Consider the following 15535-nt stretch of genomic DNA (forward strand, 5'->3'; position numbering starts at 1 on the left):
TTAAATCTTCACTGCAACGCGGCCACGCACTTTACCTTCCAGTAGAGCAGCCCCTGTTTCGATGACCTGATCTAGAGTGATCTCGTTGGTCATGGTGTTAAGATCATCTTGATTGATAATCTCTGCAAGAGCCGCCCAAGCGAATTCACGTTGAGCGATAGGTTGCATCACACTGTCGACACCCAAAAGCGATACCCCGCGCAAGATGAACGGAGCAACGGTCATTTTCAGATCCATGCCCTGTGCCAGGCCACAGGCAGCCACAGCGCCACCCCACTGGGTTTGAGCACAGGCATTCGCCAAAGTATGACTACCCACGCTATCGATAACCGCTGCCCAGCGTTCAGCTTGCAGAGGTTTGCCCGGCTCAGAGAGCTCGGCACGATCAATAATTTCAGATGCGCCCAATGATTTAAGATACTCAGCCTCTTCAGGGCGTCCTGTTGATGCACAGGTGGTGTACCCAAGTTGTTTCAAAATGCGAAGCGCAAAGCTACCGACACCGCCATTGGCACCCGTCACCAGCACCGTACCCGACTCGGGTGTAATACCTGCTGATTGAATCGCTTGTACACAGAGCATTGCAGTGTAACCTGCCGTGCCAATGGCCATTGTTTGGGCTGCGCTGAGTGCTTCAGGTTTCTTGATTAGCCAATCGGCTTTCACTCGCGCTTTCTCTGCTAGACCACCCCAGTGGGTTTCGCCAACACCCCAGCCATTCAAAATGACTTGATCGCCGGCTTGGAAACGACTGTTTGTGCTTTCGATAACGGTGCCTGCAAAATCAATTCCGGCAACCATTGGAAAGCGGCGGACTACAGGCGCTTTACCCGTAATGGCTAAACCATCTTTATAGTTAAGGGTTGAGTACTCAACTTGCACCAGAACATCACCCTCTGGAAGCTGCGCTTCATTTACCTCAGAGAGTTTGCAGGTGTAACCAGCTGTTTCGTCTTTGTTAATGAGAATGGCTTTCATCGAATGGATACTCCTCTAGAAAGGTTCGACTGGATATAAATTGATTAAAAAACAGGTAGAGCGGGGTGGCTGACTGCTGAAGTTTTGCTCGCAACACAGCACCTTCCCAACCGATCCAAAACGCTTGAGCGAGTTGAGAAGAATCGGCACTTCGAACAACTTGTCCCGCTTGTTTACCTAGCTCAAATAGATCACTTGTTAAATCAGCCCATTGATTAAAAATCGATTCAATCGCATTACGAAAATCATTATCCAACGCGCTAATCTCTTGCCCTAAATTGCCAATCAAACAGCCGCGTTGAAAGTTGTACTTCTGCATTCCATTAGCGGCGGAGGTAACAAAGGCTTTTAATCGCTCAATAGGGGATAGATCGGCATTTAGAAACTGCTTATTCAGTTGATGCTTAAAGAATTCGTTGTAACTTTCGATTACCGCTAACCCAAAGCCAGTTTTAGAACCAAAGTGGTGATAGAAAGAGCCCTTTGGTACCCCGGACTGTTTAAGTAACTTGTCGAGCGGCGTTGAGGCAAAACCCTGTGAGGTCATTAACTCGGTGCCTATTCGTAACAGCTTCTCTTTAGCGCTTAAGTCATTCATAGCAAAGTGTATAGCCAATTTTTAGCCATACTAGACCGAACGGTCTAGAGCGTCAATCAGTTCTAGTCCTCTTTAAATAATTAAAGTTGGCACGCTGATTGCTAGTTGATGGGTTGTATAGATCAACAGAGATATTGGACGAATTTAAGGGTGCATTATGAATAGACAAATCTGTGAGTCGCTAACGGATCAAGCGGTTTTTAATGTTGATAGCTTAACTAACAGCCAATGTAACCTGAACGATGTATGGATCACGGAGCAGATCGATGAAGATGGTAAAGATATCCTGACGACTATATCTTCATGGGTGAATGGCGAGGGAGCGAAATTCGCACTTCAGATCAATTTTCGTTTTGATCCAAACTGCCCCGGTAAAATATGGGCCGACTACCGCTCACAGCCATCGATTATGAATGGGCACATTCTTGATGAATATGGCTTTAAACTACCGACTTACAAGTACCGCCGCTTAAGCTGGGATCTGTTGATGCAGATAGATACCCAAACCTTAGAGGAGAGAGTATCTGAACTGCATAGAACAACCCATTAATCCAAAATGCTTAATTTTTGCTCGGCTATGCTCTTGTTAGGATTTAATTGATGAGTGAGTGAGTCGATACAGGCTGATAGAGCCTCTTCGACCACAGGATGGTATGTCGGCATTTTGGATAGCTGCATTGCTGTCTGTTTTTGCTCAATCGCCCAGGCCATTAAATGGGCCAGATGCTCACCATCAACCGAGACAATCTCGGCCCCTCTAATAGTCCCTGTCTCTCTATCTGCGATTATCTTTATACCGCCAACAGTGGCGTGTTTAACCTTTGCTCGCCCGTTAGCTGTCAGTTTAACGAGAGAAGAGAGAGTCGTTTCATCCTCGACTAAATTGCCGACACGTGCAATGTTTGGCTGTGTAAAGACAATGCCAAGCGCTGTTTTGCGTTTAAACCTTTTAGCGGTTGTTTGATTAGCGTTATAGCCTGCAATCAGACCTTCATCAGCAGCTTCATGCATAACCGCGCGTTCTGAGGTTGCATCACCTGCAATATAAAGTGATGTACCCTCGACGCCCATTGTCTGCTCATTAAAGCTCACCTGTCCATCTAAGATAGCTGCTCCCGCTGCTTCAAGGTTCATTTTCAAACTGTTTGAGCGTCGACCCAGTGCGAGCAAGACCGCATCAAACGACTCTTCAATGCCGTTGCATGCAACATTTACACCGCCAGAATCATTTTGATTAAGGGTCACGGGCTCCCCAAGGTGGATTGGGAAATACGTGGATAGTGATTCTAGTGCATCCTCGAGTAGTTCATTATCTTGAATTCCGGCAACCGTTTGAGCTTGATCAAAACCTGCAACACGAACACCCAATTGACTTAAAGCTTGACCCATTTCTAGGCCTATAGCACCCATCCCTATGATGGCAATTGATGAGGGGAGTTTCTCGATCTCAAAAAAAGTGTCTGTCGTGTATAGGTTAGCAAAGTCCTGCCAAGGTTTAGGTATAACAGGGGATGACCCAGTAGCGACGATAGCATTATTAAACGTGATATCTTGGCCGTTAGCCCTAAGGCTATTTTTACCTGTGAATTCAGCATAACCACGGATTAAATGGTTATCATCCATTCTCTCAGTGGTGCGTCCGCGTACACCATTTGTGAACATGTCGCGCATCTTCCTAAGGTGCGTCATTACAGCGACAGGATCCAACTCAAGATGCGAGCTGCCTAAAATACCTTGGCTTTCAAACTGATCTCTACTACTGAATAACTCAGCGGTTTTTAACAGTACTTTCGAAGGCATGCAGCCAACGCGAGCGCAAGTGGTTCCATCTTCACCACCCTGAATCAACAGCCAGGAACGACCGCTCTTTTTGACTTCTGAAAGAGCGTATAAACCAGCCGTTCCAGCACCAATGATGACGGTATCGACTTTGCGATTCGACATAAAAATCCCTTTAATTGATTAATATTAGATAATTCTAATGTGTATCAAGGATTAGATGTATGATCAAAATCAATATCAGGTCAAAAACTATCGATACACTTCATCCATTGGCTTAGCGTGTTGATTAGAGGTGTAGATCAGAGCATTTTTTCGGCTCAGTTTAGAGGGGGAAGAGACCCCACAGCTCTTAGCGATGGTCTCAAGCTCTTTGTGCATCTCTTTAGCATAAGCAGCAACACGAACTGATTTGTTGACGGGATCTAGACCCGCTTGAAGTCGCTTATCATGCGTCGTGATTCCGGTTGGACAGGAGTTTTTATGACACTGCAAAGCTTGTATACATCCCAACGAGAACATGAAGCCTCGGGCTGTTGTGACAACATCTGCACCGGCACAAAGGGCCCAAGCTACATCAACAGGAGTAATCAACTTGCCTGAGGCGACCAATTTTATCCGTTCTTTTAGGTTTAACTCAGTCAGAATGTTAGAGACTAAGGGGAGTGATTCTTGCAAGTTCATACCCGCGGCATCGATAAGAGACATGGGCGCTGCCCCTGTACCGCCGTTACCCCCATCTAGAGTGATAAAATCAGGGGCATAGGCGTTAATCACATCATCAAACGCGCTTTGCTTTGATTGGCTATCAGCTATATCTGCGGCAGCCGCCGAAGCTCTACTCGTTAAGGCGGTAAGCATCTCCCTGAACTCTGAAATATTACCCACACAGAGTTTGATGCCTACGGGTTTTTCGGTCACTAATCTGACGTGCCTAATGAAATTGTAAAGGTCGTCATAATTCTGAATTTCTTGATGGGTAGGCGGGGAAATGCTGGCTTTACCCTCAGGAATGCCTCGCTGTGCAGCAATCTCAGCAGTCACTTTGTCAGCCGGGAGTATGCCGCCTTTACCGGGCTTGGCGCCCTGAGAGAGCTTAATCTCAAACATTTTCACATTTGAGTTTTCTGCAACGACCTTCAGCTTCTCTTCACTTAATGAGCCATCTGAGTTACGTACGCCATACTTTGCGGTACCAATTTGGTAGACCACATCCGCTCCACCTTGAAGATGCTCTGTGGAAGCTCCTCCTTCACCCGTGTTAATCCAAATACCGGCTTCACGTGCGCCTGCAACGAGCGCTTTGACAGCGGGTTTTGAAATAGCACCAAAGCTCATACCTGAAATATGAAACACCTTGTCTGTGGCGTAGGGGTTGGGACAGTAGGGGCCAAATACCTGTTGTTGAGGCTCTTCATTGCCCGTGTAGGGAAAGACCGAGTTCGCAAAGAGAACATCCCCTTCATGTTGAAGGCGCGTAGAACCAAAGGCTTGAAGAGTAGATTCCTGCTTAGCCGCCTGATAAACCCAAGTTCTATCGGCACGGTTAAAGGGCATCTCCTCACGATCTTGAGCAAAGAAATACTGCCTGAAAAAGACGCCCATCTCCTCAAACATGTAACGTAGTCGCCCAACAACGGGGTAGTTACGACGAATGGTGTGGTCAACCTGATGACGATCACTGACATAAAGCAAGATAAGGCCAGAGACAAAAATCAGAAGGATAACGCCCGGTAGATAGCTCAGAATGAAATCAAAAAAACCAGTAATAATACCCATATACACCTCAATCTATTTGCTTTAACTTAACACGAAGAGATTAATCAAATGTTAAATTTCTTATCCATTTATCATAGAGCAGGGAACAGAAAGTGACTAACCCTTTGACGACGTTAATGAGTACGAAAGAGTTGATTTCATTGGATTGTGAAACGGTTATTTTTGATTGCCGTTTTGATCTGATGACTCCAGAAACAGGGCAGCAAGAGTACGATGAAGGGCATATTGAAGATGCTATTTACGTTAACTTAGATGAGGTTATGTCCTCTCCAATCACATCCACAAGCGGAAGACACCCATTGCCATCAAAGGAGTCGTTCGCACAGTTTCTAAGGTCCTGCGGTGTTTCTGAGAATACACAGCTGGTTGCCTATGATAATTCGGCTGGTCTGTTTGCGGCTCGTTTCTGGTGGATGTGTCGATGGATAGGCCATGAATCAGTGGCTATTCTTGAGGGTGGCATTAACGCTTGGAAACAGCAGGGCGGAAAGGTCACAACAGAAGCGCCTAATATAAATCAAAAGGGTGATTTGACGGTTAAGGAGAGTTTGGAATCCGTTGTTGATGTTGATGATGTTATTAAGGCTTCTAAACTGAAGGATCGTATTATTGCGGATGTACGTGCAGCCGAGCGCTTCAGAGGTGAGGTAGAACCCATTGATCCGGTCGCAGGGCATGTTCCAAACGCAAAGAACATTCCACTGTCTGATAACTACGACGCTGAAGGACAATTTCTATCTGCAGACCAACTACAACAGATCTATCGCCACAAGCTGGGTGACTATAAAGCGCAGGACCCAATCCTGATGTGTGGTTCTGGTGTAACCGCTTGTTTAAGTCGTTTCTGCATTGAGTTGGCGGGATTGCCACCAGTCAGTGTCTACCCAGGATCCTGGTCTGAGTGGATTAGAGATCCCAATAGGGGTGTTGAAACTGGGAACTAAACAGTCAGGGCAGGGTGTCAGGCCAAAAGCCTGACACCTTAATACTTTAGGCCTTTTTAACGAACTCTGATTTCAGCATCAATTTGCCACAATCGATATTGTGATCCCCGTCTACTAAACGTCGAACTTGGAATTTAGTGCCCACTTTCTCTGTACCACCACCTTTGACTTTAAGATCTTTAATCAAGGTTACAGAATCACCTTCTTGCAGCTGATTACCGTTTGCATCTTTAACAATCAGCAGGTCTTCAGACTCAGCCGCTGCATTGGGATCCCACTCATATCCGCATTCAGGGCAGACAAGTTGTCCTTGATCTTCATAGGCATATGGAGAGGAGCATTCAGGGCAAGCTGGGTATGAGTCTGACATCGGAAATTCCTTAATAAAAATAAGGGATTAATCATACCTGATTTAAAGCAGTTCATAAAAGTTATCCACACTGAAAAACCGCATCAATCCTCACCTAAAAGCATCATGAATCATTTTAATAGAGCCAAATAACGGCGGTTAGCAGGCTTAGATACGCGCGAAGATAAAGGGGTATAAAAATAAGGTTGATTATTGTTTTGTTCGGTAAACAGCTGTTTTTAAATATTTAAATAAAGGAGATAAGGCAATTTTCGTTAAAGGTTAGATAAGCTCAACTGTTTTTAACCCTTACGCAAATATATGACGGAAGGCGCTACAAGCTCTGAATGTGATTGTTTGCACACAAGTGATCCTCAGATTGATTAACACAACTATCAACAGCCAATGGTTTGGTTGGGGTCAATCGGTTTTCAGTGCTTATTAAGCCTTAAGGGTGGTGATTGATTCTTTTTAGGCGCTATTAGATGTGTTGATCTGATGGTTTTTATCGGTCTTTCAGTATTAGGTTAGCGAATAATTACCTAAACATAGCTACTGCAATAACCATATATAAAGATACGTATAATATATATTATGTTAAATATAGTATTATAAATAAAAGGCAGGAGATCCCTACCTCTATCTTTTGCCACAAAGCGAATAAGAACCTTACAAAGCGCCTTTGTAGATGCCCTTGGTGTCTATGTCGATAGCAAGCTCACCAGTTTGCAATGATGAGTCATCTGCAATGGTAGCGACCAGCTCGTCACTGTAGCCGATTAGGTTGATCCCCTCCTTGTCGAGAAGCGTCATGACGCGCTCTAGCGCAGAGATAACGGACATTTGGCGTGCTGTGAAGCCTGGGCTCTTTGCGGCGCTACTCTGGATATCTCGACGCTTAGTGGAGATCTGTTTTAGCACATAACCATCATCATCAATCAGTGATAGCTTAAGATCTATCGCCCTTGCATCAATGATTAGACCTTTGAGCTGCTCAAATTGCTGCAAGCTAGAGACCTTGATATTGTCTCCAGGATTGCTGTTCGTAACAATTTTCTTGAGCTTATCGGTGTCCGCACAGGGTTTAACGTGAATGAGCATGCTATTTCCGGTCTCTATTTAAGCTTCAGCTGCGCGTTTTCTGTCGATAATCTCAACACTTCAGCATTAAGGCGCGCAATCTCTTCGGCCTGTATTTTCAACCGTACTTGTGCTTCAAGCAAGCCCTCATTGTTGTGTACGCCCGCTTCGGATTGCTTTAGCTTGGTCTCAGCATCCATTAAGGCTTTGGCTGCCCTGTATGACTGATCTCGCTCATTACCAAGTTTGGTTACAGCCTGGTTCAATTCCATTTTAAGCTTGCTGATCTCGTTATTTCTTTCGCTAATAATAGTATTTAAATCAACTATTTGTTGGGTATATTTACTGTCAATTGTTGACAGCTCTTCTGTGAGTTTCTTGCGCTCTTCGTCAGCCTCTTTGTGCTTGCTTTCACTGGCTCGGTTTGCGTAGGCAATCGCATCCGTCCAGATCTTGCTGGCGAGCTTAATAACAGGCTCTGGAAGATCGTAGCCACTGGCTTGCGCGTCTAATCTCTGCCCTAACCCGCTCCACCACTCATTGAGTGCTTTGTTAATTGTGGTTAATGAGCCAGACCCGAGTCTGTCTCTGACATTTTGTTGGGTGGGTTTGATGCCCTGCCTTAGCAGTTCGTCGGCAATTTCGTAGACTTGTTCGCGTTTTATACTGGTCATTTGATACATAATACATATTTAAAATACGTACTATATAGATAAGACGAGCTGTTATCTAGCAACACACTGCTCAACAACTTCCAGAAAGGTATTCATTGATATGGGTTTTGCGATGACTTTATTCGCACCGGCATCGAGTAGTGCCTCAGACTCCTGCCCCATGACGGCGGCAGTCACTGCCACTATGGGTACAGACACACCCTCTTTTCTTAGCTTTTGGATCATTTGCCGGCCATCCAGTACCGGCATAAAGAAATCACTTAGAATGAGGTCATACTCTTTGCGAGTCGCCATTTCGTATCCTAGATGGCCATTTTCCGCGACATCCACCTGGTTTACTAATTTACCCAGTAGGTTTTTAGAGACCATTCTTATGATGGGGTCGTCCTCAACGACCAGTAGGTTAAGGCGCTTAAGCAGATCTCCAGTATCTTTAGATTCTTGTCTAAACACTGGCTCAGACTGCTTTGCATTAAGATCAACCATAGGTATCTTGACAACAAAACGAGCGCCACCCTGCTCATTTCGATCGACATCAACGTCGCCATGCAGCTCGTTGAGTGATTGCCTTACAATAAACAAACCAAGGCCACTGCCATCAACCTTTGTGCCCAGTCTTTCAAACGGCTCAAATATCTTATTGGTTGCCTCTTTCGGTATTCCTTGGCCATCGTCAGATACAGTGAGCACCAAGTAACCCTTATCTACTCTTTGTATCCACTCAACCTTCACATTAATTGTGCTGCCTTTAGAGTGATGTATTGCATTCTTTATCAGATTTAACGCTATGATTTTTATGCGTTGTTTATCTGACTCAAGCCTTATATTTTCGTTATCTATGAGCTCTAATTTCACAACCATGCCGTTGAGCTCAGCTAACCTTGTCAACTGTGAGTGAGCATCGATTAATAGCTGATTAGGATGGAATGCTGTCTTGCTTATTGGCAGCGCCCTTTCAGGATTAACGGCTTGCGTCATGTCCTGCAGTACAGACATCAGATGATCAACGGTATTTTTCATCTGTTCTGTATGTTTTGGACTAGGAGCACCTTGCTCTAGATCTTCAATAAGCATTTGCAGGGTAGCGACAGGCGTTCTCATCTCGTGAGAGATGATGGCGAACAATTGTCTCTGATTGATCAATTTCTCTTCGATTTCGGTCAGTTTTGATGGATCAAAGAGATCGATACGCTTAAAGCGAATATGTTTTAAATGAGGCGCAGTTTCTGTTCTCGTTTCATAGGCTGACAGATGATGCACCTCTTTATCAATTCCTCTGTATCGAAAGTTGGTGCCAGACCGTATTGGTGCCGTTTCAATGAGTTTATTAGCTGGGGTGAAATAAGCGTCGAACTGATTCAGAGGTAGAGGTGTTGATAAGACAAAAAACTGCTGAGCCCTGGCATCTAAATGAACCTTCTCAGTACTAGAGTCTATGACAATATCAAATTGAGATTCATCGAGTGAATCAAAGGCTTTACACAACTTTGTATATTGCGTGTCTGACTCGATTTGATGATTGTTTGATCGATTCTGCTTCAATGGTCACTGCTTTAACTAATAACTTTAGTTAAAACATAGCAGGAATTATGCCAATCGCTACTCGAGCTCTAATTTTTTTAATGAGTCAGGCGAGTTTTGCTCATCCGCTAGGGTAAAGTTCATCGGACGATTGGTGTTCGTGGTTGTTGATGAATTGTCTCTACTGTCCTTTATCTCTTCAACTTGAGAGACATAACGTTTAGATATCATCACAACCGGGTTGTTCTCTTTGGTGTCGTCTAGGTAGAGTGGGATGAAGGAGCGGTCATCATTCATAATATCTTGAAGTCGCTCCCCTGGGGCTAGATAGAATGCTCCGACTAGACGGGCCCCATCATGCATACGGACATACACTTTCAAAGCGCTTTTACTTACGACTTTACTGCCCTGCATGCTATTTCCCCTAGAGTGTTTTATTGCATTCTAGCCTAAATTATTAATTTTGAGTAACTGTAGGAAAAGCGCAGAGTGATCTAAGTCACCTTTACCCATATTCTCAGAAAGATCTTGATACCGCTCATAAATGGCTTTTGTAACAGGCAGCTCTAAGTTCAATGATTGCGCAGCTTCGAGAACATTTTTCTCATCTTTGAGTTGAGTTGTGACTTTGCCGCCCGGTTCAAATGTTCGTTCGCTCATACGCTTACCGTGTAACTGAAGGATGGTGCTATCAGCAAACCCGCCTGACAGTGCGCGTCTAAAGGCTTCAGAATCAACGCCTGCTCGTTCCAGCAGCAATACAGCCTCCGATACAATAGCGATGGTACCGCCTACTATAGCCTGATTGGCCAGTTTAGATAGCTGACCAGATCCTACATCCCCTACTCTTGTGGCTCGCCCCATTGATGAAAAAACGACATTGGCCTCTTCGAATGTTCGCTCATCACGACTTCCTGCCATAATGGCCAGTGTACCCTCTTCGGCGCCTTTCACTCCTCCTGACACAGGTGCGTCTATGAAACGTGCACCGGTTGATTCAACTTTGTCAGCGATGCTGATGACCTCTTTTTGCGATGTTGAGCTCATATCGATCACCAGATGCTGTTTCGTGAGTTGAGGCAGTAGCATAGAGATAACCTCTTCGACGACCTGGCCATCAGCAAGCATGGTAATAATGATATCGCTCTGTGCGACTTCGCTAAGGTCTTCGGCAACAGCGGCGCCATCCTCTTTTAAGGACAAGCATTTCTCTTGCGTTCTGTTCCAGACGGTTAACTCTACACCCTCACTCAACAAGCGCTTTGCCATAGGCAAGCCCATTAGGCCAATCCCAAGAAGAGAGATCTTAGACATAATTACCTCAAAATTTTTTAGCACTTTTTTATTTTTGTACTAATTTGTTAATAAACACCTTATATGTGAATTTACGACACATGCAGTTTGGGTGAACTTTAAACCGATTGATAAAAGGTGTTTTATGAGAATCGCCGCTCACCCTGAAGATGAAACTCAACGCATTGCTAGCTTAAAATCCATTGGTCTACTCGATACGCCCAGTGACCTCTATTTCGATCAGCTTACAGCTCAGGCGGCTCATATTTTTAATACCCCTATCTGCGCTGTCTCAATAATAGATAGTAAGCGACAGTGGTTTAAATCCATTTACGGATTAGATGTTTGTGAAACCGGTCGTGATGAAGCTTTTTGTTCCCATGTGGTTCACGATCACAAACTACTCGAGGTGCGTAATGCCCTTGAACATCCTGACTTTCATGATAATCCACTGGTGATCGGAGCGCCAAACTTACGCTTCTATTGCGGCACCCCAATACACGACACTAATGGTTTCTGTCTAGGTTCGTTCTGTGTCATTGATACAAAGCCACGCCAGTTTACTGAGGAGCAGAAGGAGCTTCTAAACTCTTTTGCCCTGCAGGCTGAGGCTCTCATCGCCTTACATGTGCGACAAAAAGATAACGAAGAGAAAAACAGAGAGATTATTAGTTCACGTGATCTTCTTCGCCGTGAATTGGCTAGGCAATCAAGCCTTGTATCGAATGCAGCCGCTGCCGTTATTCGGATCAGTCACCGCGGCATTATCGAGGATGCTAACAAAAAAGCTGAATCTCTATTTGGCTACTCTATCGACGAGCTTGTAGGTCAAAACATATCAATGTTGATGCCTAAGGATATTGCTAAACACCATGATGGATACCTAAAACATTACGACCGTGATAAGCGCCAAAATGCCACTCACAACAGTTCGGTGATCGGTGAAGGTCGTGAAGTATCAGCCATCAGTAAAAGTGGCGAGCTGATACCCATACATCTGGCCGTCAGTGAAGTGGTTATTGATGACCAATCTCAAAATGAGTTCATTGGGATAGTGACGGATCTTCGTGAAACTAAGCGCAAAGAGCGTGAGTTAGAGCGACAAAGCATGCTGTTGGATAAGCTTCATAAAGGTCTAACTGATTATGAAGCGCTGATCAGTGGTAACTCTATATGGTCTTTTCTGCAGGAGTCATTACGCGAGTTAACCAATAGCGAATATGCGCTGATTGGTGAGGTGGATCCAAGCAAGTCAGAACCTGAACTGATCGTTCACTCTTTAACTGATCTCTCCTGGGATAAAGAGTCGAAAAGTTTGATGCAAAAATTCTTAGCAGGTTCGAGTCGGGTAACTAACACGAAATCCCTGTTAGGTCGTGTGTTTGCTCAAGGCGAGGTGGTCTTAACAGAATCACCCGCCACAGCACCGGGTCGACGCGGTCTTCCTGATGGACACCCTCCTCTGCATAATTTGCTAGGAATGCCTATTAAACAAGGTGATAAAACGCTAGGCATGATCGCCATTGCCAACTCAGAATCAGAGCTGAATGATGAGCTGGTCAATTGGTTAGAACCCTTTGTTGCCACCTGCTCTTTACTGATTCAGCTCTACCGTCAGATGAATGAGCGGGAACGTTTCACAGCGGAGCTTGAAGCAGCGAAGGATCTAATCGAAGATGCAAGCCGTGCTAAGAGTGAATTCTTAAGCTCACTGAGGTTATACCACTGCTGCATGCAGTGAATGCGCAACATGGTGGACAAGGGGTAAGGCCGACGGCCGTTTCCAGCCTTGGGATAGTGGGGCTCGATAACGGCTTCGAGACGCGCCCATGGAATCAGCTTGTCCATTCGGCCAAGGAACTTCTCCTTGCGGGTCTGACGGCGCTTGTTGCTGAACTCGCTGTCCGCGAATGTAAGTTGCTGATCCATCTTATGCGTCCTCGATCATGTGCAGTCAGCATTATCCCATGTGGCGGACTTGATCACACCTTCCTTAGCCCGCTTGATTCACCGCACGCATAATGTCTGCTCTGGGCCAACTTCAGCATCACTGACAGGTTGGCCTGGCTAGCGCACATAACGGACCTTAGCGGGTGACTACAACTGCCGGTATACAGCCGCCGTCACGATGCCTGCCGCAATGGCGGGCAACGGTTTTTTCAGTATAAACATGAGGAATGCGGTAATGAGTAGGGCGAGTTTGGCTCCAGCATCTCCAGTTACTGCCATTGGCGCTATAATAGCCACCAGCACCGAACCAGACATTGCTTGGATAAACTGCTTAACGCGGCACCCGATTGGTACAAACGAGATTATGTAGACGCCACCCAGCGGGTCACCAATGTTACCAACGCCATCACCAGAACAATAATGATTAGGCCGATACCGGAGGCTTCAATTTTCATCGCCTTGCTTCCCCGCCCCCAAAATTGTACCCGCAACACCGCCCGCTAGGGAAATGCCATAGGAGGGGGATTCCATCCCATTCCCCTAGCTCCCTGACATAAGTCTGATGCTCTTTGCACATTACAGATGAATGCACTTCGCCCACCTGAAAGATAGCAGCCTGCCCAAATCAGCTTGGCTGCGTACAGAAGATGGCAGTTGCCTATGGCTGCATGAAATGCTCTTCCTGCAGAGCCATGTCGTCTTTGAGGATACGCTGGATCTCCAGTACCGCAGCCGCGTTCTGTTGCACGCTGTGTCCCGAAATTATGACTTTCTCAGATTCTGCACCGGGAAGGTGGGCGCTGCGGTATGGTACCAGGCCGTCATCGGAATCCTCAAGCGGCACGTCGGCATTGGTCTGCGCCAGGATCGAGTGATAGCGCACCTGAGCCGAGATGGGAAAGTCCGCCGCCGCGCGCACAAAAGGATCGTTCTCGTCGAGGTTGTCGACGCTATTGGGGATATGCCCCAGGCTTTCGTGGCTGCTGGCCGCCGCATTGGGTGCTAGTGTGTGGGCGAGTTCTTCGAGCACCGTAACGGGGAAGCGAATGAATCCCGCCATCCAGCGCCCCAGGCGTCCACCTGCGACCGACGTGCCCCGGTGCGGTGCTGCGATGAAGATGGCGCGGCTGACATGCGGGAAGGGCTCGAAACGCAACATCGGATCTATGCGTTTGATCTGCTGCGGCGTCAGCCGACTGCGATCCGCAGCCAGCTGCACCAGCGACTGGTCGGTTGACGACACCATCAACCGCGCGATGACCCCGCCCATGCTATGCCCCACCAGTACAAGGTCGGACGATGCCGGCGCCTGGCCGGAAGGATCGAAATGCGCCAGCGTATCCCCGAGCGCTCTGCGAATCATCGCGTGGTTCAATGCGATCGGCAGATTGGTCGGGTAGTAGACCTGCCAGATTTGGTAATGCTGGCGCAGCGCCTCATCGCCCAGGATTTCGTTGGCGAGTTCCACCCAGGCTTCCGGGCTACTGGCCAGTCCGTGCAGCATGACGATGATCCGTCGGTTCGGATCGTAGGGCTGCATCAGGTAGACGTGCGGACGGTCGATTCCACCCTCGCGCCCAAGCAGGCTGCGCAGCGACTGCCGGTTGAAGTTGGCGCGGGCCAGCCACAGTCCGTAGCCGGCGGTGAAATTGGCCGCCAGCGGTACGCGCTGCCCGCGCAGCATGATGGCCGACTCCACATAGGGGTCATGCACCGTCAAACGGACAGTGCGGGTATGCAGCACGCTGTCCAGGTCGTCTCCGTCCGGGTGCAGCAGAATCGTCATGGACGGCGCGGGCATCTCGCTCCAGGGTAGAGGCTGCTGATTGCGTTTGGCCGCTGGACGGCCATCCCGGGTGGGGGCGGAAGTCAGGGGTTCGTCCGGCATGACCGCCACCAGCTCGGCGCCGAAACCGTCGCGCCGGTAGAGGCTGCGCAGTCCGCGGAAAGACAGGGACGAGGCTGGCAGGAGTTCGGCTGGCACCGCCGTACTGCCCGGCAAGCGCGCGCTGCGCATATCCAGCTGCAGCTCCCAGCCTGCAATGTTCCAGCGGGTCTGCGCTGGCAACTGCGTAGACATTTGTTGCCGAACCTCGAACATCCCGGTGGCGGCACGTTCGACCGCATAGTTATACCAATCCCGCACTTGCGTCTGGCGATCCTCGAAGGCTCGCTCCCCAGGCGTATGGTCACCGAAGAACAGGTAGGCATAGGCATAACGAATGGTCTCAAGCCAGGCGGCTTGCTGCTCTGATCCGGGCTTCATGGCCTGAGCCTGCGCCAGCCACAGTTCGGACAGTGCAGCCAGGCGTCGATCCGCGGCAACGCCGGTCACGGCGGCCAGGGCCTCGACGCAATCCGCTGAGATCGGTTTTGCGCAAGCCTGCGCATCCAATGCCGCCACCCTGATGGTCTGGGTCGTCGCCTCGCTGAGTTTGCCGCGTGTCAGGATATCGCCGCGCTTGAGTTCGATGGCCTCGCCCGCATCCAGTGTATGAACCTCAACCACTGGGCCGAACTCACGCAGGATCGAGCAGCCCCCCAGCAACAGCGGGGCAATGACGAGCCACACTGCCATGCGGCAAGACTG

The 15535-nt window shown here is 47.6% G+C and carries 15 protein-coding genes and 1 pseudogene; 3 read left to right on the forward strand and 13 right to left on the reverse strand.

Going from position 1 to position 15535, the window contains the following annotated elements; all coding sequences use genetic code 11:
- Together XMD564_RS09060 and XMD564_RS09065 are read right to left on the reverse strand one after the other, a co-directional pair.
- Window positions 1-978, reverse strand: a complete 978-nt coding sequence (locus XMD564_RS09060; protein WP_173483958.1) for an MDR family oxidoreductase — start codon at window positions 976-978, stop codon at window positions 1-3.
- Window positions 959-1576: a TetR/AcrR family transcriptional regulator gene (locus XMD564_RS09065; RefSeq protein WP_173480941.1), complete on the reverse strand. Its 618-nt coding sequence runs from the start codon at window positions 1574-1576 to the stop codon at window positions 959-961. Before XMD564_RS09065 ends, XMD564_RS09060 begins: the two co-directional genes overlap by 20 nt.
- A gap of 157 nt (window positions 1577-1733) precedes the next feature.
- On the opposite strand from XMD564_RS09065, the gene XMD564_RS09070 reads away from it, so the two are divergent.
- A complete protein-coding gene (locus XMD564_RS09070; RefSeq protein ID WP_173480940.1) occupies window positions 1734-2126 on the forward strand; it encodes a hypothetical protein in 393 nt (130 codons plus the stop codon).
- Here XMD564_RS09070 and XMD564_RS09075 read toward each other — a convergent pair.
- Both XMD564_RS09075 and XMD564_RS09080 read right to left on the reverse strand, forming a co-directional pair.
- Window positions 2123-3520 carry a dihydrolipoyl dehydrogenase gene (locus XMD564_RS09075; protein WP_173494434.1) on the reverse strand — a complete coding sequence of 466 codons (1398 nt, stop codon included), beginning with the start codon at window positions 3518-3520 and terminating at the stop codon, window positions 2123-2125. The genes XMD564_RS09070 and XMD564_RS09075 overlap by 4 nt on opposite strands.
- 87 nt (window positions 3521-3607) lie before the next feature.
- A complete protein-coding gene (locus tag XMD564_RS09080) occupies window positions 3608-5134 on the reverse strand; it encodes an FMN-binding glutamate synthase family protein (RefSeq protein WP_173508205.1) in 1527 nt (508 codons plus the stop codon).
- A 92-nt stretch (window positions 5135-5226) separates the two neighbouring features.
- On the opposite strand from XMD564_RS09080, the gene XMD564_RS09085 reads away from it, so the two are divergent.
- Window positions 5227-6078 (forward strand): sulfurtransferase, encoded by an 852-nt coding sequence (locus XMD564_RS09085; RefSeq protein WP_173483954.1) that lies wholly within the window; start codon window positions 5227-5229, stop codon window positions 6076-6078.
- Between the two features lie 46 nt (window positions 6079-6124).
- On the opposite strand, the gene XMD564_RS09090 is transcribed toward XMD564_RS09085, so the two are convergent.
- The 6 genes from XMD564_RS09090 to XMD564_RS11595 all read right to left on the reverse strand — a co-directional run bounded on the left by XMD564_RS09090 (window position 6125) and on the right by XMD564_RS11595 (window position 11040).
- Window positions 6125-6448: a zinc ribbon domain-containing protein YjdM gene (locus tag XMD564_RS09090; protein WP_173480936.1), complete on the reverse strand. Its 324-nt coding sequence runs from the start codon at window positions 6446-6448 to the stop codon at window positions 6125-6127.
- A gap of 648 nt (window positions 6449-7096) precedes the next feature.
- Window positions 7097-7528, reverse strand: a complete 432-nt coding sequence (locus tag XMD564_RS09095; protein WP_173508206.1) for a response regulator — start codon at window positions 7526-7528, stop codon at window positions 7097-7099.
- 14 nt (window positions 7529-7542) lie between these two features.
- Window positions 7543-8190 carry a DNA-binding protein gene (locus XMD564_RS09100; RefSeq protein ID WP_173508207.1) on the reverse strand — a complete coding sequence of 216 codons (648 nt, stop codon included), beginning with the start codon at window positions 8188-8190 and terminating at the stop codon, window positions 7543-7545.
- A gap of 42 nt (window positions 8191-8232) precedes the next feature.
- The gene (locus tag XMD564_RS09105) at window positions 8233-9723 is read right to left on the reverse strand and encodes a hybrid sensor histidine kinase/response regulator (RefSeq protein WP_173483953.1); all 1491 of its coding nucleotides are present in this window, start codon (window positions 9721-9723) and stop codon (window positions 8233-8235) included.
- 57 nt (window positions 9724-9780) lie between these two features.
- Window positions 9781-10116 (reverse strand): hypothetical protein, encoded by a 336-nt coding sequence (locus tag XMD564_RS09110; protein ID WP_173480932.1) that lies wholly within the window; start codon window positions 10114-10116, stop codon window positions 9781-9783.
- A gap of 30 nt (window positions 10117-10146) precedes the next feature.
- Window positions 10147-11040 (reverse strand): NAD(P)-dependent oxidoreductase, encoded by an 894-nt coding sequence (locus XMD564_RS11595; RefSeq protein ID WP_371731517.1) that lies wholly within the window; start codon window positions 11038-11040, stop codon window positions 10147-10149.
- 100 nt (window positions 11041-11140) lie between these two features.
- Here XMD564_RS11595 and XMD564_RS09120 point away from each other — a divergent pair, with 100 nt between their 5' ends.
- Window positions 11141-12736 carry a GAF domain-containing protein gene (locus tag XMD564_RS09120; protein ID WP_173508208.1) on the forward strand — a complete coding sequence of 532 codons (1596 nt, stop codon included), beginning with the start codon at window positions 11141-11143 and terminating at the stop codon, window positions 12734-12736.
- Here the strand turns inward: XMD564_RS09120 and XMD564_RS09125 are convergent.
- From XMD564_RS09125 to XMD564_RS09135, 3 genes and pseudogenes are all read right to left on the reverse strand, one after another.
- Window positions 12643-12924: pseudogene (locus XMD564_RS09125) on the reverse strand (transposase); the annotation flags it as partial. The gene XMD564_RS09120 and the pseudogene XMD564_RS09125 overlap by 94 nt on opposite strands.
- A 168-nt stretch (window positions 12925-13092) precedes the next feature.
- On the reverse strand, window positions 13093-13260 hold the full coding sequence (locus XMD564_RS11600) for a hypothetical protein (RefSeq protein WP_371731478.1): 168 nt from the start codon (window positions 13258-13260) through the stop codon (window positions 13093-13095).
- Window positions 13261-13603: 343 nt separating this feature from the next.
- Window positions 13604-15523, reverse strand: a complete 1920-nt coding sequence (locus XMD564_RS09135; RefSeq protein WP_254443666.1) for a triacylglycerol lipase — start codon at window positions 15521-15523, stop codon at window positions 13604-13606.
- Between the last annotated feature and the right edge of the window lie 12 nt (window positions 15524-15535).

The organism is Marinobacterium sp. xm-d-564, from assembly GCF_013283345.1.
Classification (GTDB): domain Bacteria; phylum Pseudomonadota; class Gammaproteobacteria; order Pseudomonadales; family Balneatricaceae; genus Marinobacterium_E.

Excerpts from the sequence above, each read along its gene's own strand:
- XMD564_RS09095 (WP_173508206.1), bottom strand. The coding sequence starts at position 7,528 with ATGCTCATTCACGTTAAACCCTGTGCGGACACCGATAAGCTCAAGAAA.
- XMD564_RS09075 (WP_173494434.1), bottom strand. The coding sequence starts at position 3,520 with ATGTCGAATCGCAAAGTCGATACCGTCATCATTGGTGCTGGAACGGCT.
- XMD564_RS09080 (WP_173508205.1), bottom strand. The coding sequence starts at position 5,134 with ATGGGTATTATTACTGGTTTTTTTGATTTCATTCTGAGCTATCTACCG.
- XMD564_RS09060 (WP_173483958.1), bottom strand. The coding sequence starts at position 978 with ATGAAAGCCATTCTCATTAACAAAGACGAAACAGCTGGTTACACCTGC.
- XMD564_RS11600 (WP_371731478.1), bottom strand. The coding sequence starts at position 13,260 with ATGTCTGGTTCGGTGCTGGTGGCTATTATAGCGCCAATGGCAGTAACT.
- XMD564_RS09135 (WP_254443666.1), bottom strand. The coding sequence starts at position 15,523 with ATGGCAGTGTGGCTCGTCATTGCCCCGCTGTTGCTGGGGGGCTGCTCG.
- XMD564_RS09070 (WP_173480940.1), top strand. The coding sequence starts at position 1,734 with ATGAATAGACAAATCTGTGAGTCGCTAACGGATCAAGCGGTTTTTAAT.
- XMD564_RS09120 (WP_173508208.1), top strand. The coding sequence starts at position 11,141 with ATGAGAATCGCCGCTCACCCTGAAGATGAAACTCAACGCATTGCTAGC.
- XMD564_RS09090 (WP_173480936.1), bottom strand. The coding sequence starts at position 6,448 with ATGTCAGACTCATACCCAGCTTGCCCTGAATGCTCCTCTCCATATGCC.
- XMD564_RS09065 (WP_173480941.1), bottom strand. The coding sequence starts at position 1,576 with ATGAATGACTTAAGCGCTAAAGAGAAGCTGTTACGAATAGGCACCGAG.
- XMD564_RS09100 (WP_173508207.1), bottom strand. The coding sequence starts at position 8,190 with ATGTATCAAATGACCAGTATAAAACGCGAACAAGTCTACGAAATTGCC.
- XMD564_RS09110 (WP_173480932.1), bottom strand. The coding sequence starts at position 10,116 with ATGCAGGGCAGTAAAGTCGTAAGTAAAAGCGCTTTGAAAGTGTATGTC.